The sequence below is a fragment of the Namhaeicola litoreus genome, assembly GCF_042679565.1.
Classification (GTDB): Bacteria; Bacteroidota; Bacteroidia; order Flavobacteriales; family Flavobacteriaceae; genus Namhaeicola; species Namhaeicola litoreus.
In genome coordinates this window covers 216,375-235,627 of record NZ_JBHTMY010000001.1, presented here as the reverse complement: position 1 = coordinate 235,627, position 19,253 = coordinate 216,375, and the positions used below count along the sequence as shown (strand labels likewise).

The window sequence follows — 19,253 nt, the reverse complement described above, 5'->3', positions numbered from 1 at the left end:
ATAACCAAAACGGCAAAGAAATAGTTATTATAATAAGTCAAATCAAAATTTAAAAAATTGATTTAATCCTGTTTTACCTGCGCAAATATAGGGGGTATAAATTTTAGAGACAATACCATAAATTGAGTAATGTAGTACTCAATTTATGAAATTTTAGTTTTAGATATTTAGGAATCGCTTTAAATGCCTAAAGCATAAATTGTTCTACAAAATCAAAAAACATCTAGATGTGTTGACAAAAACCTCTTGACGTTTTTTAATTTGGCCTTAAATGATTTTTTTTGGTCGAAAAGGATAGAAAACAAATGTCTAAAGAATTACAAAAAAGAGGTCCGAAGACCTCTCATAAAAAATCCCTTTTTTTGAGATCATTTTCATCACCTCAATTTCGGGAAAATTGTTATGGTCTTAAATTAGTCATATTTTGCCAATAAGACAATACCCTCGGTGGGGTATTTCTGTATTTTTTAATCAAATTTGAGAGATTTCTATATAGACGGATGGGTATGGGTAAAAACTCAGGTCAAAAGCTTCTCTTCTTTTTCATTTTGAGATTCTTGGTGATCGGGAAAGAAATCTATTTCTTCTCCAATCGCTAAATTGAAATGTTTTCTAAATAAGTGAACAAAGAAATAGAGCAACGGGGTATCTGATAAGGCTATGAGCAACTTAAATAGAAACCCATTAAGCAATAATTTCCCGAATAGATCCCATTCGATCACGTTAAAAGAGCAGAGTAAAAAAAGCACAGAAAATGTATCTAAAAATTGTGAGGAAATTGTAGAAAAATTGTTTCGCAACCATAAATGCTTTCCTTTGGTTTTTGTTTTCCAAAAATGATAGATCCTAATATCGACATATTGTGCCACCAAATAGGCCATTGCAGATGCAAAAACCGCCAAAGCAGATAAGCCGAAAACTCTGTGAAAAATTTCATCACCTACAGGTGACCATTCTGTGGCCGGTGCAGCATCAGAAACCATGATGATCATTAAAGAAAAAACCGATGCAAATATACCGGCGGCAACCACCTGATTGGCGCGTTTTTTTCCGTAAATTTCTGAGATTAGGTCAGTGACCAAAAACGTTACTGGATAAGGTAAAATTCCTACGGAGATCTCAAAATTATACCAACCCAAAAAATTCCAACTAAAGAATTTTTGAAAAATGAGATTAGAAACAACAAGTGAGGCAATAAATATTGCAGCGAGTCCTAAATAGATAGAAAAGGCAAAGTTTCTCTTTGATTCGGTCATTCATTGATTTTGTCAAACGAAAATAATGAAAAAATATCTGTCATCATATTTTTTAAAAGAATGACTGAATGTTTTGCTACCCTGACCGTCGGAAACGCGCTTCCTAGGAGTAGTTAATGATTAGTACCTTTAGAATTTAATAGATAAAAAAAAGCCCAAACCGGTAAGGTTTGGACTTTAAAGATTTGTTTGTTGAGTGGTTGAAAAAATAGTTTTATAGGCCCACGGTAACAGTTGCTTCAAGAGTAACTTGCACAACAAAATCCATATCAGCTTGGTCGCATAAAGCCTTTCCGGTATATCTTGCCTGCATTTTTTTGCCATTTTTAAGGGCTTGTCCGATACGGTTTAACTCGGCAATTTCATTTATTTGGTATTGCATCATATTCTGTGCGGCAGTTTGCACAACAAAAGTATTTGCTAGTGATAGTTGATTAGCACAATGAAAAGAGGCTTCTACCTGACCGTTAGGATCTCCGTTAAAATTCATAATTCTGTAGGTCAGGCTTTTAATTTTTACTGCTTTCACCCTGTTCAGGTAGTCTTGGGTCTGTGCATTGTCGATACTTATTTCTTTCGAATTGTCAAAAGTAGCCCAAGTACCATTGGTTTTGTCTACATGTACAGGAATCTCTATTTTTTCAGTAATTGAGAGATCTTTTTCTAATAGTTCGTCTACCGAATCTTCGCTGCAAGCATAAAACCCAATACTGGCCAGAAGTAGAATAAAAAGTTTGATAAAGGTTTTCATAACATTAAGATTTAGGAGGAATAAATTAAGCTTGGCAATGAAATAAATCCATGCCAAAAAATTTTAAAAAACAATCACGAAAATTATAGGGGGTTGGCATTTTTGCGCCAACACTTACGAGGATAAGTCGAGATGACAATTTAGTTTATAGAAGTTTTTCATAAGAAGAAAAAAATGCCAGTCAAAAATTTGATAGACCCATAAAGTTACGAAAAAAAAGGCGATTTTTTTGTTCATTTTGGGTTTGAATTGTAAAATAATTCTATTCTAAGTAAGGAAAGTAAGAACCACTATCTGAGGTCATATCTCAAATCTGATTACTGATTGCTGTATACTCCGATATCTTTTCATTAATTTTGCTGTTTAAAATTAAATAGTAAAGATGACAGCATATATTTTTCCCGGACAGGGAGCGCAATTTTCAGGAATGGGATTAGAGTTATACGAAAAATCTTCTTTGGCGAAAGAATACTTTCATGAAGCCAATAAAATATTGGGGTTTGACATTACTGAAATTATGTTTAAAGGATCTGCCGAAGACTTAAAACAAACCAGAGTTACACAACCGGCTATTTTTTTGCATTCAGTCATATTGGCTAAAACCTTGGGAGAACAGTTTAAGCCTGATATGGTTGCCGGGCATTCTTTGGGAGAATTTTCGGCCCTTGTAGCCAATAAAACTTTGGATTTTACCTCTGCTTTAAAATTAGTTTTCCAACGAGCCCTGGCAATGCAAAATGCCTGTGAATTACAACCCTCTACAATGGCAGCAGTTCTTGGTTTAGAAGACAGTATTGTAGAACAAGTTTGTGCGGATACACCTGGTGTTGTAGTGGCAGCAAACTACAACTGTCCGGGTCAGTTAGTTATTTCCGGTGAAGTTGATGCAGTAAGCCAAGCATGTGAAGGAATGAAAGCGAAAGGAGCGAAAAGAGCTTTAATTTTACCTGTTGGAGGTGGTTTTCACTCACCCATGATGGAGCCGGCAAGAGAAAAATTGGCCAACGCGATAAAGGAAACTACTTTTCATCAACCTATTTGTCCTATTTATCAAAACGTAACTGCATCTGCTGTCGTTGATCCTAAAGAAATTAAGGAAAATTTAATGGCTCAATTAACCGCGCCAGTCAAATGGACACAAACAATTAAGCAAATGGTAGCTGACGGAGCTACAGAATTTTTAGAAGTCGGTCCAGGAAAAGTGCTGCAAGGGTTAGTCAAAAAAATAGACAACACTGTTTCTGCAGAGAGCGTTTCCTAAAATTTGGATAAAATGAATCCGGGAACTATTTTCACCAATACAAATAAAAAAATTGCCACCATCACATTCGGGCATCCAGCGAGCAATGCTTTTCCAACAGAATTACTTCAAAGATTAATTGATACGATAAACAGAGTTTCAGAGGATAAGGAAATCAATTTAATCATTTTGAAAAGTGAAGGTGAGAAAAGTTTTTGTGCAGGAGCTTTTTTTGATGAACTTTTAACAATTGATAACATAGCTCAAGGCACAGCTTTTTTCGGAGGCTTTGCCGATTTGATGAATTCCATGCGTAAGTCTTCTAAAATCATCATGGCTAGGATCCAAGGAAAAGCCGTTGGGGGAGGAGTAGGTATTGCCGCTGCAGCCGATTATTGTTACGCCACAGAATCGGCAGATATAAAATTATCTGAATTAAGTATTGGTTTAGGGCCTTTTGTCATCGCTCCGGCAGTAGAGAGAAAGATGGGAAAATCCGGTTTAACTGAATTAACACTTGGCGCCCATGAATGGAAGACGGCTTATTGGGCAAAAGAGAAAGGTTTGTATGCAAAGGTTTTTGAAAATATACGTGAGATGGATGATGAAATAGAATTGTTTTCGTCAAAAATTTCAGGCTATAGCACAGAAAGCTTAGCTGCATTAAAAACGGTCCTGTGGAAAGGAACAGAGGATTGGGATACGCTTTTACCTAAATATGCAGCCATTAACGGAAAACTAGTCCTTTCTGACTTTACAAAAAATGCGCTTCAAAAATTCAAAAATAAATTATGATTTTACTTTTGTTACAGGTAGATATTGAAGAGAAAATGAAAAATGCTCCTGATAGTAATTATGAAATAGGAGTTGTGATAGGTACTTATTTACCTTTTGTACTTTTGGTGGGTCTGGCATATTTGTTTTTTTATTTGGCTAAAAAACGCAGAGAAAAAGAATCTAAGGAAGATTGAGTTTTCATGAAAAAAGACATAGAAATTAAGGAGTTTGAAGGGCTTTCTTTGGTCGTGACCTATACTTTTAATGATATTTACAAATCAAATGATTGGGTGGCTTTTTTGTTAAACGAAAGTAGCTTTGATCTAAATACCGTTTTAATCATGAGCAAAGGTTTTGACAGGGAAAGAGAAACCGCCATCATGAGGCATAAAATAGATGTTTTACCTGCGGGTTCTTTCGCCAAAATTGAATTACTTCAAGAAGACGTGCTCGAGCTCAACAATGAATTTAGCCTTTCTTTCTTTGTAGAGAATAATTTATTTGAAAAGAAATTTTTCGTTCCAAAATCTACCGTAAAAGAAGGTAAACTTAGAATGATTAAAGCGATGAACATGAGAGGAATCGCCTTTAAATAATATTAGTATTTAGCAGTTTAATTTAATAAATCGGTTAATTGCTGGAATTCTTTTTTCGGATCTTTGTTTTCGTACAAAATCCTATAGACTGTATCAATGATAGGCGTACTTGCGCCATTTTCCTGATTGATTTTATAGGCACTTTTGGTCGCGTAATATCCCTCTGCCACCATATTCATTTCGAGCATGGCAGATTTTACGGTATAGCCTTTGCCAATCATGTTTCCAAACATTCTATTTCGACTAAAAATAGAATATCCTGTCACCAATAAATCCCCTAAATAAGCAGAATTATTAATGTTTCGCTTCATCTTATGTACTTTTTTGATGAAACTTTTCATTTCTCTTATGGAATTAGAAATAAGTACGGCTTGAAAATTATCGCCATAACCCAACCCGTGAGCCATTCCTGCAGCAATCGCATAAATGTTTTTAAGAACAGCGGCATATTCGGTACCCACGATGTCATCAGAAACTTTTACATTGATATATCTGCTGGAAAGATATTTACCCAGACAATCTGCTTTTTCTGTGTCTTGACATGCTAATGTGATATAGGATAATTTCTCCATTGCTACTTCTTCGGCATGACAAGGTCCGGTAATTACACCTATCTGGTCATAAGGGATATCATATACTTTATGGAAGTGTTCGCCCACAATCAAACCTGTTTCTGGCACAATCCCTTTGATGGCTGAAAAAATAATTTTATTCGTAAGGGGCACAGTAATCTTTTCTAACTCTTCTTTTAAAAAAGCTGAAGGTATTGCAAATATCAGCAAGTCGGCATACTCAACTATTTCATTTATGTCGTTAGATAATTTTAATTGATCAGTGTCAAACTCCACTGAACTTAAATAGGTTGGATTATGTCTGTTCCTTTTGATATGTTCTGTGATATAAACGCTACGCATATACCAACCAATTGGATCTACATTTTCCGACAACATTTTCACAATGGCCGTGGCCCAACTTCCTCCGCCAATAACGGCAATTTTATGATCACATTTCATTTGACCGATTAAGAAAGGGTAAAATTACTCAATTTTAACTAATTCAGAAAACTTAGGATTTAAAGATGAAATTTTATAGATTTGTTAAACAATCAACTAAAAATAAACCAATTACCATGGCTAAAAAAGAAGAAAATAAAACTCCTGCTGACAAAGATGCGGTAGAGCAAGCTAAAGAAAGTCTAAAAAAAGTGGCGAATACCATTAAGGAAGAAGGAGAGAAAACAGCTAAAGCTTCAAAAAAAACGGCCGCTAAAACCAAAGCATCGGCAAAAAAAACTACTAAAAAAGTAGAAAAAAAGATTGAAGAAATAGCTGATAAAACAGGGCAAACGACAGACGAAGTGATAGACGAATTAAAAAATGCCGGCGAAAAGCTCAAAGGCGGAGCAAAGAAAATTGCAGATGACCTTGGTATTGAAAGTGAAGAGCTAAAAAAAGGGTTTAATGAAACCGCTGAAAAGGTTAAAAAAGAGGCAAAAGACATATTAGAAGGCCTTGATAAAAACACGAAAGATTTTCAGGAAGAAGCGAAATCAACAGCCAATGATTTCACAAAAGGAGCCAAAGAAGCATATGATGACTTAATCAAAAAGGAAAATAATAAGAAAATAATTGCAGGTGTTTTGGCTATACTTTTTGGTTCCTTAGGGGCGCATAAATTTATTTTGGGGTATAATAAAGAAGGGTTAATTATGTTAATCTTGACGGTACTGGGGTCTTTCTTGCTCGGGCTAGGTGGCTTGGTAATGGCTGCGATCGGATTTATTGAAGGTGTAATTTACCTCACCAAAAGCGATGAGGACTTTTATAATACTTATCAAAAGAATAAAAGGCCCTGGTTTTAATGATAGTTTATGGAGGTAGTAGATGAACAGGGGAGAGCAATTCCTCAACCCACACAAGAGAATAAAAGAATTATAGCAGGTGTATTCGCTATATTATTGGGTGCGCTTGGAATTCATAAATTTATTTTGGGTTACAGCAAAGAAGGCTTAATTATGTTGTTGGTGAGTATATTGACTTGTGGAATTGGCGCAGGTATAATGGGTATTATTGGTTTGGTAGAGGGAATTGTTTATCTCACACAGACGGATGAGGAATTTTATGTAAATTACCAATTGAATAAGAAAGGTTGGTTTTAAGGTAATGTGAGTAGATTTGATTTATTCAAATTGTAACTAAAATTTTTAATACTGAAAACCGCATAGATGAAAGTCTTTGCGGATTTTTTTTAATTGCGTATTTTTGCACGCAAAATTTTTACTTTTGGGAATCATCTTAAATATTGAAACTGCCACAAAAAATTGCTCGGTAAGCTTAGCAAAAGATGGACAAATGATGGCTTTTTTAGAGCAAAATGAAGAACAATATTCTCATGCAGAAAAGTTACACCTTTTAATAGAAGAAGTCCTTTTAAAGGCAGGACTAAAGTTTCAAGATTTAGATGCCATCGGAGTAAGTAAGGGTCCCGGTTCTTATACCGGCTTAAGAATTGGTGTTTCTGCGGCAAAAGGTCTTTGCTTTGCTTTGGATAAACCTTTAATTGCTATTCCCACTTTAGATGTTTTGGCTCAAAGTGCTGAGTTCGCAGGGTTAGAAATGATTGTTCCGTTGCTAGATGCTAGGCGCATGGAAGTATATAGCGCGGTGTTTAATAAAAGTTTTATTCAAATTCGCGAAACTAAAGCAGAAATCATAACAGAAGAATCATTCGCCGAAGAACTTTCAAAAGGCAAAGTGGTGTTTCTAGGAGATGGGGCTAAAAAAGTGAAGGAAATCCTGACACATGAAAATGCGTATTTTTTGGCGAATAGCTATCCTTCAGCCCAAACAATGTGTATGTTGAGCGAGGAAAAATATAAAAAGAAAGACTTTGAAGACCTTGCCTATTTCGAGCCTTATTATCTCAAGGATTTTATCGCCGGAAAACCCAAAATATTTTTCTAAAATAAAAGAATGAAGATTAGGCCAATCAAAGCTGGAATGGATTGGATATAAAATATTTTTGCTTTTTTGGTTGAATAAGCCCCAATGATTCCCGCGAATACAACACAAATCAAGAAAAACAATGCTATCTGTTCTTTATTGTTTTCACTCATTAAAGCCCATATTAAACCAGCAGCCAAAAAACCGTTGTATAAACCTTGATTGAAGGCTAGAACTTTTGTCTGTTCTGCGAAGTCTTTTGTTAAACCAAAGGATTTTAATCCTAATGGTTTATCCCAAAAAAACATTTCAAGGATCATAAAATATACATGTTCAAATGCAACACATGCTATGATAAGATCGATCAAAAAATTCATTTTTGAATAAATTTTGTACTCACCTGCTGCAAAGCCTTTTTTGTGTCTTGTTCAGGAAGTTGACAAGCCCCATCAATACAGACAAAAATAGTCGTATGGTCTGCATTATACTTTCCTTCTAAAAGTGGAAGATCACTATTTTTTGTGCTTCCTACCAAGAGTTTGTTCGGGAAAAACGATTGATTGATCTCTCTTATTTTGGACAGTGCATCTTTTCCTACCACAGCAATTTCATAAAATTCGCCTAAATAATTTGTGTACAACAGAAACCAATTTGCACTGGCACCCATATAGCCCAGACCTTGCTCTTTTACATTGTTTAGCATTGCTGAGGCTGTTTCGAGATAAAATTTATTATAAAAATAATGCCCTAAAAGAAAAAGATTATTGGCCGTAATTGAATTAGAAGAAGGGATCACATTGTCTTCAATCTCTACTTTTCTTGTGATGAGATCTTTACTTTTTTGAGAAGTAAAATAGAACATTTTTGAGTTTTCATCATAGAATTGATCAAAACAGTAGTCCGTTAATTGCTTAGCGGTTCTCAACCAATTTTCATCCAAAGTCGCCTGATATAAGCTGATAAATGCAGCTGAAAGAGTTGCATAATCTTCTAGATAAGCTTCTATAGAACTTTGTCCGTTTTTATAATTTCTGTACAAACTACCATCTTCTTTGAGTTGATTTGTGACCAAAAAACGAGCATTTTTCAAAGCCATTTCCAGAAAGTGCTTTTCGCCAAAAGCAGTGTAGGCATCAACATAACCCTTTAACATCAATGCATTCCAAGAAGTCAATGTTTTATCATCGAGCCTAGGACGAGATTTTTCTTCCCGGGTTTGATAAAGAATTTCCTTCCAAATATTGATTTTTTGAACTAAAACTTCCTTATTTAAACCATTTGCTTTAGCAAATTCTTCTATAGTTTTGGTTTTAATGAGATGATATGTGTCATTTTCCCATTTTCCATTTAGGTTTACATTGAAAAAATCGGCGAAGAGGTCAAAATCATCTCCTAAAACGGATTGTAATTCTTCTTTTTTCCAAACATAAAAAGCTCCTTCTTCTAACTCACCGGCTTCGTTTAAACTATCTGCATCGAGTGACGAATAGAATGCCCCAGAATCATGGTACAACTCCCTTTCTACGAATTGCAAGGTTTCAAATACTACATTTTTGTATTGTTCTTTTGGCTCAACGCGATAAGCATTGGCGTATAAACTAACCAATTGTGCATTATCATACAGCATTTTTTCGAAATGTGGAATATGCCATCTGTTGTCTACCGAATACCTAGAAAAACCTCCGCCCACTTGATCGTAAATTCCCCCATTTGCCATTTGATCCAAAGAAGTATGTACATAGCTTAAAATACTGTCATTCTTTGTTTGAAAACCAAATCGCAATAGGAATTCTAAATTGACAGGCATGGGAAATTTTGGAGCTCCTTTGCTGCCTCCCTTTTCTATATCCAAATAAGGATACCATTTTTCTAGCCCCTTATTGATTTCTGTCAATGTAAAATCAGCAGGATTTTCGTTAAGTGTGACTAAAGAAGACTGTATGATACCTTCTGTTAAATTTTCCGCATATTCTTTAAGCTTATCTGGATCATCTTCATACAATTTTGCTACTTGTTCAATGGTTTGTACCCAATTTTCTTTAGGAAAATATGTTCCTCCCCAAACGGGCCTTCCATCAGGCAAGGCAATGGCGTTTAATGGCCAACCACCTCTTCCTGTTAACAATTGTACGGCATTCATGTAAATCTGATCTACATCGGGTCGTTCTTCTCTATCCACTTTGATATTGATGAAATATTTATTCATCACTTCGGCCACGGCCGAATCTTCAAAACTTTCGTGTTCCATTACGTGACACCAATGACAAGCCGCATATCCAATTGAGATTAACATCAATTTGTTTTCTTTTTTAGCTAGGGCCAAGGTCTCTTCATTCCATGGGTGCCAATCTACTGGGTTGTGTGCATGCTGCAATAAATATGGGCTTGTTTCGTGTATAAGGTGATTTGTATGTAGGTCTTCTTTCATTTCTTTCTCGATTTTCTTTTTACAACTCACAAAACTACATAGGAGTATGAGTGTAAGTAAATGCTTCCCCATTTTGTATTTTTTGTCAAATATAGCACAAAAAAACCCCGAATGCTTCGGGGTAATCATTTAGGGTAATATCAGAATTTAATCTTTTACTTCGAAAGTAATTTTCAAATTTACTCTGAATTCCGTGATGTGATCATCGTTCACTACCGCACTTTGAGATTGAACAAATGCAGATTTAATGCCTTTAACGCTTTTTGCGGCATGCTTTACACCTTTTTTTGTGGCATCTTCCCAGCTCTCTGTGGAGTTAGCCATGATTTCTATTACCTTTAGTACTGACATAATAATTTGGGTTTAGTTAAAACTTAAAGATACGAAATTTAAAATCAAGATTTAACTTAAACCAGGTTTAAGTCTGAAAATAAAGCCACCGGCAAATGTTGAATTGAATGAATTATTTTTCGCATTTTGCTAAAAGGATCAAATAATCTTACTTAGAAAAAAACTTTAAATGAGGTAGATGAAAGACAAAAGGCATCAAACAAATTTTTACTTTTTAAAGATTGAATTTTAGAATTTTGCCATAATTGTAAACATGAATTGAAGTTGAGGTTAAGTAAATGTTATATCTTTGAAAACTAATGTTAAATTTGATAACATTTTGATAACATAAATAGGTGTTATCTATACTAATTTTGCATGCGTTTAATTAATTAATTGATAATGGAAAATATTTACGTGTTAATGCTTATCGCGTTAATCGGACTTGCAATTGTGGATTTGGTTGTGGGTGTGAGTAACGATGCTGTAAACTTTTTGAATTCTGCCATTGGCTCTAAGGTAGTGTCGATGAAAACCATCATGATTGTTGCCAGTTTAGGTATTGGTATTGGAGCAATTTTCTCGAGTGGAATGATGGAAGTTGCTCGAAAAGGAATTTTTAATCCTGGAGAGTTTTACTTTGATGAAATCATGATCATTTTCATGGCAGTGATGGTAACAGATGTGCTCTTACTCGATTTTTTCAACACTTTGGGTATGCCTACCTCTACCACAGTTTCGATTGTGTTTGAATTGTTAGGAGCTGCCGTAGCAATGGCATTGATTAAAATCGCGATGTCCGATACGGAATCGGTAAGCGAATTGGCGAAATATATCAACTCAGAAAAGGCTTTACAAATTATTTCCGGCATTTTTCTTTCGGTCATAATTTCATTCACAGTTGGTGTACTCGTGCAATACATAACCAGATTATTTTTGACTTTTAATTTTGAACAAAAACCAAAAATTTATGGTGCTATTTTTGGTGGAGTTGCCTTAACTGGAATTACTTACTTTATCATTTTAAAAGGTGTAAAAGGAACTCCTTATGGAGACAGTATAGGACATATATTAGACAATCACGAGAATTTAATCGCGGTTGGATCATTGATTTTTTGGATCTTACTTTCCTATATATTGACTAAGTTTTTGAAGGTAAATATCTATAAAGTGATAATCACTGTCGGTACTTTTTCATTGGCTTTGGCCTTTGCGGGTAATGATTTGGTGAATTTTATTGGGGTGCCAATGGCAGCTTGGAACTCTTACAATGCCTGGGTAGGATCTGGAATTCCTGCTTCAGAGTTTGATATGAGTGTTTTGGCAGGTAAGGTACCTACGCCGCAATTATTTTTATTTATTTCCGGTGCAGTAATGGTTGTAACACTTATTTTCTCGTCAAAAGCCAGAAAAGTATCAGATACAGAGGTTAATTTAGCACGTCAAAGTGAAGGACATGAGAAATTTCAACCTAATGAATTGTCAAGAGCAATTGTTAGAGGTTCTGTTGGTATGTCTTATGGTTTAGATAAAATTTTACCTCAATCGTGGATGGATAAAATTGATAAACGATTTGAAAAACCGGTGCTCGCTTTACCAAAGCATAAAGTATATGAGTTACCTGCTTTTGATGCAGTAAGGGCAAGTACAAATATTATGGTTTCTGGTATTTTAATCGCTTTTGCTACTTCTTTAAAACTCCCTTTATCTACAACCTATGTTACATTTATGGTAGCTATGGGTACATCTTTGGCTGATAGAGCCTGGGATAGAGAAAGTGCTGTTTACCGTGTGGCAGGTGTGTTGAATGTTATTGGAGGGTGGTTTGTAACTGCTATTGTCGCATTTGTCGTGGCAGGTGTATTTACCTATTTGTTACATCTTGGAGGCGGTGTTGCCTTGAGTTTGGTATTATTACTTGTTTGTATTCTATTATTTAGAAATTTTGTCAAGCACAGAAATGAAGAAAAGGAAAAAGCTGTAAAACGTGTAATCAAAAGAGCCGAGTTGACTTCAGTCAAAGAAGTAGTAGAAGAAACTTCTGATCATATTTCCGAAGTATTAAATCGCGTAAATAAATTATACACCAATGTGGTCAATGATCTTTCTCGTCATGATTTGAATAAACTGAAGAAAAATACACGACATGTAAAGAAATTGAATGATGAAGTTGATGAATTAAAAGATGGTGCATTTTATTTTATCAAATCTCTTGATGAAGCCTCTGTGGAAGCTAGTAGATTTTATTTGATGGTTTTAAGATATCTGCAAGATATTTCACAATCTATCAGTTATATTACATCTGCGAGTTACAAACACGTACATAATAATCACAAAGTACTCAAGAAAGGTCAGATCAAAGATCTTAAAGAGATCGATAATGAATTATCGATTATGCTTAAAGAAATTAGCGCTGTTTTTGAAAAGAGAAATTTTACAGACATCGGTAAGATTATTGACGAAAGAAGGGATTTTGTAAATCATGTTACAGAAATAATTGAAAGACAAGTCAATAGAATTCGAACAGAAGAATCAAGTCCAAAAAATACAACCTTGTACTTTGGTAACTTATTAGAAACGAAAGATTTGATTCAAGCCGTAATGAGTTTACTTGAATTATATCAGGAATTCGAATTGAATTTAAGGAAACAAAAATTGTAGAGTTTTACAAACCCCGACTTAGTTCGGGGTTTTTTATTACAGAATTTTTCGCCATTGGGTGTAACAGATATGACAAAAGGGTTAAAATTATTTTTGTCATTTTGTATGGCATTAAAAAGGGTACGCTTATTGCATAAAAGAATTCGATTAATCATATTTAAATAGAAAAAATGACAGAATTATTGACGAAAGAAACTTTTTTAAAGAAAGTTTTTAATTACGAAGAAAACAAAGAATGGAAGTTTGAGGGCGATAAGCCTTGCATTATAGATTTTTATGCTGATTGGTGCGGTCCATGTAAAATGGTAGCTCCAATTCTTGAAGAACTGTCTGAAGAGTATGCCGGTAAGGTAGATATTTATAAAGTAGATACTGAGGTGGAACAAGAGTTGTCTGCAGCATTTGGTATTCGAAGTATTCCTTCCATGCTTTTTTGCCCTATGGGAGAACAGCCTCAAATGGCACAAGGAGCTTTACCCAAGCATAACTTAGAAGAAGTGATCAAAGATGTGCTCAAAATTGAAAAGTAATAAATAAAAAATCCCCGTTTTAACGGGGATTTTTTATTAGATCAACTTATTTTTTAAGAGATATTCGGCAATTTGAATGGTGTTCGTTGCGGCACCTTTTCTGAGGTTATCACTTACTACCCACATATTGATTGTATTGGGTTGTGATTCATCTAAACGAATTCTACCAACGAAAACATCATCTTTTCCATGAGCATACAAAGGCATCGGGTAATCTGATGTGGCAGGATTATCTTGTAAAACTACTCCTGGAGATTCACTCAATAACTTTTTGATATCTGCAATATCTACTTCTGAATTAAACTCTATGTTGATACTTTCAGAATGTCCACCTACTACGGGAATTCTCACGGCAGTAGCAGTAACAGCAATAGTGTTGTCATTTAAAATCTTTTTTGTTTCTCTCACCAATTTCATTTCCTCTTTTGTATAACCGTTTTCTTCGAAAACATCACATTGCGGAATAGCATTTTTATGAATTTGATAAGCATAAGCCATTTCACCTTTCTCTCCTTTGAATTCGTTTTCTAATTGTTTTACTGCTTTTACGCCAGTACCGGTAATAGATTGATAGGTAGAAATCACCAATCTTTTAATTCCGTACTTTTTATGTAAAGGTGCCAAGGCAACAACCATTTGAATGGTAGAGCAGTTTGGATTGGCAATGATCTTATCCTCTTTGGTTAAGACATTAGCATTGATTTCTGGTACGACCAGTTTTTTTGTAGGATCCATTCTCCAGGCAGAAGAATTATCTACCACTGTTGTACCTACTTCCGCAAATTTTGGGGCCCATTCTAATGAAGTTCCTCCCCCGGCAGAAAAAACAGCCACGTCCGGCTTTTGGTCTACGGCTTCTTGTAATCCGATTACCGTATATTCTTTTCCTTTAAATGGGATTTTTTTACCTACAGATCTTTCTGAGGCGACCAATAATAATTCATCGAAAGGAAAGTTTCTTTCTTCTAAAACTTGCAACATCACATTGCCTACCATTCCGGTAGCACCAACCACTGCTAATTTCATTTTTATTAAGATTTTAATTATCGGGCGCAAAGATGCTAATTATTTGGCATCTCTAATCAAGAAAAGTTCAAAATTATTCCATTTTGTTTAAAATAATTCAATAATTACGCAGAACTGTTAAATTTAAACAGGTAAAAATTTAGTTAAATTAATAATTGTAATTTTGCACTTTCCAAAAAATGATCATCTCTTATGAGGTGTAGAAATAAGAAAAACATGAAGAAGATTGAACTTATGGCCCCGGCCGGAAACTTTGAATCATTGCAGGCTGCGTTGGACAACGGTGCCGATTCTATATATTTTGGTGTTGAGCAATTAAATATGCGCGCGAGAGCATCGATTAATTTTACATTAGACGATTTGCCAGAAATTTCTAAAAGATGTAAGGCGAAGAATGTTAGGAGCTACCTCACCTTGAATACAATAATTTACGATCACGATTTGAGCATCGTAAAGACTTTAATCAATGCGGCAAAAAAAGCCGATATTACCGCAGTTATAGCTATGGATCAGGCAGTTATTGCCATTGCGAGACAAGTGGGGATGGAGGTACATATTTCTACCCAGATCAATATTACAAATATTGAAACGGTAAGATTTTACGCCATGTTTGCGGATACGATTGTATTAAGTAGAGAACTCAGTTTACGTCAGGTTAAAAAGATTACTGCTCAAATTGAAAAGGAAGAGATCAAAGGACCTTCCGGGAAGTTGGTAGAAATTGAAATCTTTGGACATGGAGCTTTGTGCATGGCCGTTTCAGGGAAATGTTATATGAGTTTACACGCCTATAATTCGAGTGCAAATAGAGGTGCGTGCAAGCAAAATTGCAGAAAGAAATATACAGTCATAGATCAGGAGACAGGTGTCGAGATGGAACTGGATAATGAGTATATTATGTCGCCAAAAGATTTATGTACCATAGATATTTTAGACCAAGTAGCTGATGCAGGGATCAGTGTATTAAAGATAGAAGGAAGAGGAAGAGCCCCAGAATATGTAGCCAAAGTAATCAAAACATACAGAGAAGCATTAGATTGTATTTCCAGCGGAACTTATAGTAAAGATAGGGTGCCAGATTGGATGGAAGAATTAGAAAAAGTTTACAATCGTGGTTTTTGGAGTGGCTACTATTTAGGTCAGAAAATGGGCGAGTGGAGTGATGGTCCCGGATCCAGTGCAACACAGAAGAAAGTTTATATAGGTAAAGGAATGCACTTCTTCCCAAAAACCAATATCGCCGAGTTTAAGCTGGAAGCATATGACTTAAATGTTGGAGATCAAATACTCATAACTGGACCTACTACAGGTGCCAAAGAAATGGATATTACAGAAATGTTTGTAAATGATGCGCCCGGGAAACAAGCAAATCGAGGGGATTCTATTACTTTTAAAACAGATTTTAGAGTAAGGCCTAGTGATAAGTTGTACAAAATTGTAGCGGCAGATAAAGAACTTGAGAAGGTAAATTAATCGTTTAGCCAAAAAGTAATGGTGGCAAACAGGATTATCGCTAAGATAACACCAAGACCTACCACCCATACATTTTTATAATAATACTTGTGCAGTTTAATGTCTTTTCTATAGCTAAAAATCATGGCAATGATAAAGGCTATGGCGAAAACGATTCCAAAAGTAATTTGTCCTTGACTAAACATCTTTTTTTGCGGCAAAAATACTTCAAAATAATGGAAAAGCCGACCTGAATTTCCAAGAAGGCTAAAGGGTTTAATTATCGAAGGCTATTTTTCTTTGAAGAATTGTAGAACAATAACTAAGTTTTTCAATGAAATAATATTAGGAATGAATGATTTTATGAAATGATAATTTTCATTTTAATAGTTGATTTAATGACTTGTAAATGTATCATTGAATCCGTAATGTTGCATTGAAAATTTAATATAATGAAAAGAAAAATAAGTGCAGTACAAGATTTTCATGAGGCTTTTGGATTAGGAATAAAACACAATCCAACGGCAAATTTAACCCCAAAGACCTTACAGTTGAGGTATGATTTAATGAAGGAGGAGAACGAAGAATACCTTGAGGCAGCCTTAAAAAATGATTTGGTTGAAGTAGCTGATGCCTTAGGTGATATGCTCTATATTTTATGTGGAACTATTATAGAACATGGAATGCAAGACAAAATAGAAGAGGTTTTTGAGGAAATTCAAAGAAGTAACATGAGTAAACTGGGAGAAGATGGCAAACCCATATACAGAGAAGACGGGAAAGTACTTAAGGGACCCAATTATTTTAAACCGGATATAGCAGCTATATTAAAGAAATAAAAAAAGGCCCGAAAGCCTTTTTTTATTTTACCTCATACCTCCAACCAAATTTATCTTGGGCTCGGTTGTATTGAATATCCGTGATGTGTTTCTTAAATTGTTCGGCATATGAATTTTTCAGTTCCGGAATATCAAAAGTTTTATCTTGATATCCAAAACCTGAAATTGGAGAAATGACTGCTGCCGTTCCAGCACCAAACATTTCCTTTAAAGATCCGTTTTGTGCTGCCTCTACTAATTCTGTGACACTTATTTTTCGCACTTCTACATCAATTCCCATATCGTTTGCGATATCTAAAATACTTTTTCTCGTAACACCATCTAAAATTCTATCACTCGTAGGTGCAGTCAATAAAGTATCATTAATTCGCACAAAAATATTCATGGCACCTGCTTCTTCAATATATTCATGTGAGGTGTCGTCTGTCCAAATTACTTGTTGAAATCCTTTGTCTACAGCTAGTTGCGTAGGATAAAATTGCCCGGCATAATTACCTCCGGCTTTTGCATAACCTACACCACCATTGGCAGATCGAGAATAGGTTTGCTCTATCAAAACTTTTACTTTGCCCGCAAAATATGATCCTGAAGGCGAACAAGCAATAATGAATGTATATTTATCAGCTGGTGAGGCATGGAAACCGTTACCCGATGCAAAAACAAACGGACGAATATATAAAGAACTCCCCTCTGATTGTGGAATCCAATTTTTATCTACCTTGAGTAATTCTTTTAATCCTTCCATAAATATTTCTTCTGGCAATTCTGGAATCGCCAGTCTTTTAGATGAAATATTCAATCTTTTTTGATTTTCAAGGGGTCTAAAAAGCCATACTTTACCGTCTTTGTCCTTGTAAGCTTTCATTCCTTCAAAAACAGACTGTCCATAATGAAAAATTTTGGCCGAGGGATCAAGACTTATATTCTGGTAAGGAATAACTTTTGGTTCTTGCCATTGTCCATCCTTATAATCACAAATAAACATATGGTCAGTATATACTTTTCCAAAAGGCAGGTTACTAAAATCTACTTGAGAAATTTTTGAATTTTTGGTTTTTTCAACACGAATTACAGGCTTCATTTCTACTTGCATAAGGTTATATTTTCATACAAAAGTACTTAATAATGGTTAAATTTGAATTCGATTTGATTGATTTTATCTGAGATGCTTCATAAAGATAGGTATGGAAAGAAAAGTGATTATTACTAAGGATGGAAGTTCGAGTATTTATTTGCCCGAATGGGACGAGCATTATCATTCCATTCATGGAGCCATTCAAGAGGCATACCATGTTTTTATCAAAAATGGTTTAACATTGTTAGAAAACCGCGGACAAATAAAGTTATTGGAAATGGGTTTTGGCACAGGTTTAAATGCTTTTATAACGCTGATTGAAGGAGAAAGGAAAAAAATGGACATTGATTATACGGGGCTAGAGGCTTTTCCTGTTTCTTTAGAGCAGGTAAAACAGTTAAACTATGTAAATCTGCTGAAAGCAAAAAGCAGAGAAAATGATTTTATAAAAATGCACGAAGGTAATTGGGAAGAGAAATTGATGATTTCAGAATTGTTTCATCTTACTAAAAGGCAACAAAAATTTGAGAGTTTTAGTGAAAAGAATAGCTATGATTTGATTTATTATGATGCTTTCGGAGCTAGGGTACAACCAGAATTGTGGACAGAAAATGTTTTTAAAAAAATGTTTGAAGCTTTGAAAGAAGGAGGAATTTTAGTCACCTATGCGGCGAAAGGAAGCGTTAGAAGGGCAATGCTCACCTCTGGTTTTGACGTAGAAAAATTGCCAGGACCCCCTGGAAAAAGAGAAATGTTAAGAGCGATTAAACCAAGAAAATAATAGATATATTGTGGATACGAAATTTGTAAAAAGAAAAAAACCTAATAACAAACGCATGTTAATTTTGTTGCTGGTACTGGCTTTAATATTGTTTTTATTCTATAATTTGGATAGTATTATCGAAGGTTTTTTAACAATTCAAGAATAAATTAGGCGTTATTTCTCAAAATCTTAATGACTTTATGACGGATTAGGATTGTTCGTCCTAGCATAATTCCCGCATTTAACGAAAAAATGATGCTATTTATTTTAGGAAAATTAACAAATTGATGCACGATTTTTTCTTTAAAAATTAGAAGTAGAATGAGGAAAAAAACTAAAATTCCACTGACGAGATCGAATTCTTTTACAATTCTTTCTCCGTCCTTATCCCAAGTTATTTTCTGAATCCTACTTAAAATTAATCCTGCGCCAAGGCCGATGAAGAAAGCTATGAGAGGAAATCTTGCGGGTACCATTTCAGTGAATATGGCATTAATGGCAAGTGTCAATGAAATGATAAACATTACCATAAAAAACCGAACCTTATTTCTGATTTTTTTGTCCACTTTATCTTTGTTGTCACTCAT

The 19,253-nt window shown here is 34.8% G+C and carries 22 protein-coding genes; 12 read left to right on the top strand and 10 right to left on the bottom strand.

Annotated features, from left to right (window positions below; all coding sequences use genetic code 11):
• Nucleotides 1-518 precede the first annotated feature (518 nt).
• Nucleotides 519-1,256 (bottom strand): queuosine precursor transporter, encoded by a 738-nt coding sequence (locus ACFQ39_RS01040; protein WP_377175551.1) that lies wholly within the window; start codon nucleotides 1,254-1,256, stop codon nucleotides 519-521.
• 214 nt (nucleotides 1,257-1,470) lie between these two features.
• Complete coding sequence (locus tag ACFQ39_RS01035) at nucleotides 1,471-2,007, bottom strand: hypothetical protein (RefSeq protein WP_377175549.1); 537 nt, start codon at nucleotides 2,005-2,007, stop codon at nucleotides 1,471-1,473.
• A 382-nt stretch (nucleotides 2,008-2,389) separates the two neighbouring features.
• Between ACFQ39_RS01035 and fabD the strand changes: the two genes are divergently transcribed.
• Genes fabD through ACFQ39_RS01015 form a run of 4 tightly spaced genes read left to right on the top strand, consistent with a single transcriptional unit; the run spans nucleotide 2,390 to nucleotide 4,620 of the window.
• The gene (gene fabD / locus ACFQ39_RS01030) at nucleotides 2,390-3,268 is read left to right on the top strand and encodes an ACP S-malonyltransferase (protein WP_377175547.1); all 879 of its coding nucleotides are present in this window, start codon (nucleotides 2,390-2,392) and stop codon (nucleotides 3,266-3,268) included.
• Nucleotides 3,269-3,280: 12 nt separating this feature from the next.
• Nucleotides 3,281-4,042 carry an enoyl-CoA hydratase/isomerase family protein gene (locus tag ACFQ39_RS01025; RefSeq protein ID WP_377175545.1) on the top strand — a complete coding sequence of 254 codons (762 nt, stop codon included), beginning with the start codon at nucleotides 3,281-3,283 and terminating at the stop codon, nucleotides 4,040-4,042.
• Nucleotides 4,039-4,218 carry a hypothetical protein gene (locus tag ACFQ39_RS01020; protein WP_377175544.1) on the top strand — a complete coding sequence of 60 codons (180 nt, stop codon included), beginning with the start codon at nucleotides 4,039-4,041 and terminating at the stop codon, nucleotides 4,216-4,218. The genes ACFQ39_RS01025 and ACFQ39_RS01020 overlap by 4 nt, the downstream gene beginning before the upstream one ends.
• 6 nt (nucleotides 4,219-4,224) lie before the next feature.
• Nucleotides 4,225-4,620 (top strand): hypothetical protein, encoded by a 396-nt coding sequence (locus ACFQ39_RS01015; RefSeq protein ID WP_377175542.1) that lies wholly within the window; start codon nucleotides 4,225-4,227, stop codon nucleotides 4,618-4,620.
• 17 nt (nucleotides 4,621-4,637) lie between these two features.
• Here ACFQ39_RS01015 and ACFQ39_RS01010 read toward each other — a convergent pair whose 3' ends face one another.
• On the bottom strand, nucleotides 4,638-5,633 hold the full coding sequence (locus tag ACFQ39_RS01010) for an NAD(P)H-dependent glycerol-3-phosphate dehydrogenase (protein ID WP_377175540.1): 996 nt from the start codon (nucleotides 5,631-5,633) through the stop codon (nucleotides 4,638-4,640).
• 116 nt (nucleotides 5,634-5,749) lie between these two features.
• Between ACFQ39_RS01010 and ACFQ39_RS01005 the strand changes: the two genes are divergently transcribed.
• The 3 genes from ACFQ39_RS01005 (at nucleotide 5,750) to tsaB (ending at nucleotide 7,583) form a co-directional block, all read left to right on the top strand.
• On the top strand, nucleotides 5,750-6,481 hold the full coding sequence (locus tag ACFQ39_RS01005; protein ID WP_377175538.1) for a TM2 domain-containing protein: 732 nt from the start codon (nucleotides 5,750-5,752) through the stop codon (nucleotides 6,479-6,481).
• A 9-nt stretch (nucleotides 6,482-6,490) separates the two neighbouring features.
• Nucleotides 6,491-6,778 carry a TM2 domain-containing protein gene (locus ACFQ39_RS01000; RefSeq protein ID WP_377175536.1) on the top strand — a complete coding sequence of 96 codons (288 nt, stop codon included), beginning with the start codon at nucleotides 6,491-6,493 and terminating at the stop codon, nucleotides 6,776-6,778.
• A gap of 124 nt (nucleotides 6,779-6,902) precedes the next feature.
• On the top strand, nucleotides 6,903-7,583 hold the full coding sequence (gene tsaB / locus ACFQ39_RS00995) for a tRNA (adenosine(37)-N6)-threonylcarbamoyltransferase complex dimerization subunit type 1 TsaB (protein WP_377175534.1): 681 nt from the start codon (nucleotides 6,903-6,905) through the stop codon (nucleotides 7,581-7,583).
• Here tsaB and ACFQ39_RS00990 read toward each other — a convergent pair.
• From ACFQ39_RS00990 to ACFQ39_RS00980, 3 genes are all read right to left on the bottom strand, one after another.
• On the bottom strand, nucleotides 7,580-7,939 hold the full coding sequence (locus ACFQ39_RS00990; RefSeq protein WP_377175532.1) for a DUF1304 domain-containing protein: 360 nt from the start codon (nucleotides 7,937-7,939) through the stop codon (nucleotides 7,580-7,582). The two genes, tsaB and ACFQ39_RS00990, sit on opposite strands and share 4 nt — an antisense overlap.
• Entirely contained in the window at nucleotides 7,936-10,062 is a 2,127-nt protein-coding gene (locus ACFQ39_RS00985) for a thioredoxin domain-containing protein (protein ID WP_377175530.1), read from the bottom strand. Before ACFQ39_RS00985 ends, ACFQ39_RS00990 begins: the two co-directional genes overlap by 4 nt.
• A gap of 75 nt (nucleotides 10,063-10,137) precedes the next feature.
• A complete protein-coding gene (locus tag ACFQ39_RS00980; RefSeq protein ID WP_377175528.1) occupies nucleotides 10,138-10,341 on the bottom strand; it encodes a dodecin family protein in 204 nt (67 codons plus the stop codon).
• Between the two features lie 381 nt (nucleotides 10,342-10,722).
• Between ACFQ39_RS00980 and ACFQ39_RS00975 the strand changes: the two genes are divergently transcribed.
• Both ACFQ39_RS00975 and trxA read left to right on the top strand, forming a co-directional pair.
• Nucleotides 10,723-12,981 (top strand): inorganic phosphate transporter, encoded by a 2,259-nt coding sequence (locus ACFQ39_RS00975; RefSeq protein ID WP_377175525.1) that lies wholly within the window; start codon nucleotides 10,723-10,725, stop codon nucleotides 12,979-12,981.
• 170 nt (nucleotides 12,982-13,151) lie between these two features.
• A complete protein-coding gene (gene trxA / locus ACFQ39_RS00970; RefSeq protein ID WP_377175523.1) occupies nucleotides 13,152-13,511 on the top strand; it encodes a thioredoxin in 360 nt (119 codons plus the stop codon).
• 36 nt (nucleotides 13,512-13,547) lie between these two features.
• Here the strand turns inward: trxA and ACFQ39_RS00965 are convergent, their stop codons facing one another.
• Nucleotides 13,548-14,537, bottom strand: a complete 990-nt coding sequence (locus ACFQ39_RS00965) for an aspartate-semialdehyde dehydrogenase (protein WP_377175521.1) — start codon at nucleotides 14,535-14,537, stop codon at nucleotides 13,548-13,550.
• A gap of 216 nt (nucleotides 14,538-14,753) precedes the next feature.
• On the opposite strand from ACFQ39_RS00965, the gene ACFQ39_RS00960 reads away from it, so the two are divergent.
• A complete protein-coding gene (locus ACFQ39_RS00960) occupies nucleotides 14,754-16,010 on the top strand; it encodes a peptidase U32 family protein (protein ID WP_377175519.1) in 1,257 nt (418 codons plus the stop codon).
• Here ACFQ39_RS00960 and ACFQ39_RS00955 read toward each other — a convergent pair.
• Nucleotides 16,007-16,195, bottom strand: a complete 189-nt coding sequence (locus ACFQ39_RS00955) for a hypothetical protein (RefSeq protein WP_377175518.1) — start codon at nucleotides 16,193-16,195, stop codon at nucleotides 16,007-16,009. The genes ACFQ39_RS00960 and ACFQ39_RS00955 overlap by 4 nt on opposite strands.
• Nucleotides 16,196-16,441: 246 nt before the next feature.
• Between ACFQ39_RS00955 and ACFQ39_RS00950 the strand changes: the two genes are divergently transcribed.
• Nucleotides 16,442-16,828, top strand: a complete 387-nt coding sequence (locus ACFQ39_RS00950; RefSeq protein WP_377175516.1) for a pyrophosphohydrolase domain-containing protein — start codon at nucleotides 16,442-16,444, stop codon at nucleotides 16,826-16,828.
• 22 nt (nucleotides 16,829-16,850) lie between these two features.
• On the opposite strand, the gene ACFQ39_RS00945 is transcribed toward ACFQ39_RS00950, so the two are convergent.
• Nucleotides 16,851-17,921: a branched-chain amino acid aminotransferase gene (locus ACFQ39_RS00945; RefSeq protein ID WP_377175514.1), complete on the bottom strand. Its 1,071-nt coding sequence runs from the start codon at nucleotides 17,919-17,921 to the stop codon at nucleotides 16,851-16,853.
• 91 nt (nucleotides 17,922-18,012) lie between these two features.
• Between ACFQ39_RS00945 and mnmD the strand changes: the two genes are divergently transcribed.
• Nucleotides 18,013-18,684 (top strand): tRNA (5-methylaminomethyl-2-thiouridine)(34)-methyltransferase MnmD, encoded by a 672-nt coding sequence (gene mnmD / locus ACFQ39_RS00940; RefSeq protein ID WP_377175512.1) that lies wholly within the window; start codon nucleotides 18,013-18,015, stop codon nucleotides 18,682-18,684.
• A 149-nt stretch (nucleotides 18,685-18,833) separates the two neighbouring features.
• On the opposite strand, the gene ACFQ39_RS00935 is transcribed toward mnmD, so the two are convergent.
• Nucleotides 18,834-19,253: a hypothetical protein gene (locus ACFQ39_RS00935; RefSeq protein ID WP_377175510.1), complete on the bottom strand. Its 420-nt coding sequence runs from the start codon at nucleotides 19,251-19,253 to the stop codon at nucleotides 18,834-18,836.

Coding starts and splice junctions, on each gene's coding strand:
- ACFQ39_RS01040 (WP_377175551.1), bottom strand. CDS start 1,256: ATGACCGAATCAAAGAGAAACTTTGCCTTTTCTATCTATTTAGGACTC.
- ACFQ39_RS01035 (WP_377175549.1), bottom strand. CDS start 2,007: ATGAAAACCTTTATCAAACTTTTTATTCTACTTCTGGCCAGTATTGGG.
- fabD (WP_377175547.1), top strand. CDS start 2,390: ATGACAGCATATATTTTTCCCGGACAGGGAGCGCAATTTTCAGGAATG.
- ACFQ39_RS01025 (WP_377175545.1), top strand. CDS start 3,281: ATGAATCCGGGAACTATTTTCACCAATACAAATAAAAAAATTGCCACC.
- ACFQ39_RS01020 (WP_377175544.1), top strand. CDS start 4,039: ATGATTTTACTTTTGTTACAGGTAGATATTGAAGAGAAAATGAAAAAT.
- ACFQ39_RS01015 (WP_377175542.1), top strand. CDS start 4,225: ATGAAAAAAGACATAGAAATTAAGGAGTTTGAAGGGCTTTCTTTGGTC.
- ACFQ39_RS01010 (WP_377175540.1), bottom strand. CDS start 5,633: ATGAAATGTGATCATAAAATTGCCGTTATTGGCGGAGGAAGTTGGGCC.
- ACFQ39_RS01005 (WP_377175538.1), top strand. CDS start 5,750: ATGGCTAAAAAAGAAGAAAATAAAACTCCTGCTGACAAAGATGCGGTA.
- ACFQ39_RS01000 (WP_377175536.1), top strand. CDS start 6,491: ATGGAGGTAGTAGATGAACAGGGGAGAGCAATTCCTCAACCCACACAA.
- ACFQ39_RS00990 (WP_377175532.1), bottom strand. CDS start 7,939: ATGAATTTTTTGATCGATCTTATCATAGCATGTGTTGCATTTGAACAT.
- ACFQ39_RS00985 (WP_377175530.1), bottom strand. CDS start 10,062: ATGGGGAAGCATTTACTTACACTCATACTCCTATGTAGTTTTGTGAGT.
- ACFQ39_RS00980 (WP_377175528.1), bottom strand. CDS start 10,341: ATGTCAGTACTAAAGGTAATAGAAATCATGGCTAACTCCACAGAGAGC.
- ACFQ39_RS00975 (WP_377175525.1), top strand. CDS start 10,723: ATGGAAAATATTTACGTGTTAATGCTTATCGCGTTAATCGGACTTGCA.
- trxA (WP_377175523.1), top strand. CDS start 13,152: ATGACAGAATTATTGACGAAAGAAACTTTTTTAAAGAAAGTTTTTAAT.
- ACFQ39_RS00965 (WP_377175521.1), bottom strand. CDS start 14,537: ATGAAATTAGCAGTGGTTGGTGCTACCGGAATGGTAGGCAATGTGATG.
- ACFQ39_RS00960 (WP_377175519.1), top strand. CDS start 14,754: ATGAAGAAGATTGAACTTATGGCCCCGGCCGGAAACTTTGAATCATTG.
- ACFQ39_RS00955 (WP_377175518.1), bottom strand. CDS start 16,195: ATGTTTAGTCAAGGACAAATTACTTTTGGAATCGTTTTCGCCATAGCC.
- ACFQ39_RS00950 (WP_377175516.1), top strand. CDS start 16,442: ATGAAAAGAAAAATAAGTGCAGTACAAGATTTTCATGAGGCTTTTGGA.
- ACFQ39_RS00945 (WP_377175514.1), bottom strand. CDS start 17,921: ATGCAAGTAGAAATGAAGCCTGTAATTCGTGTTGAAAAAACCAAAAAT.
- mnmD (WP_377175512.1), top strand. CDS start 18,013: ATGGAAAGAAAAGTGATTATTACTAAGGATGGAAGTTCGAGTATTTAT.
- ACFQ39_RS00935 (WP_377175510.1), bottom strand. CDS start 19,253: ATGAGTGACAACAAAGATAAAGTGGACAAAAAAATCAGAAATAAGGTT.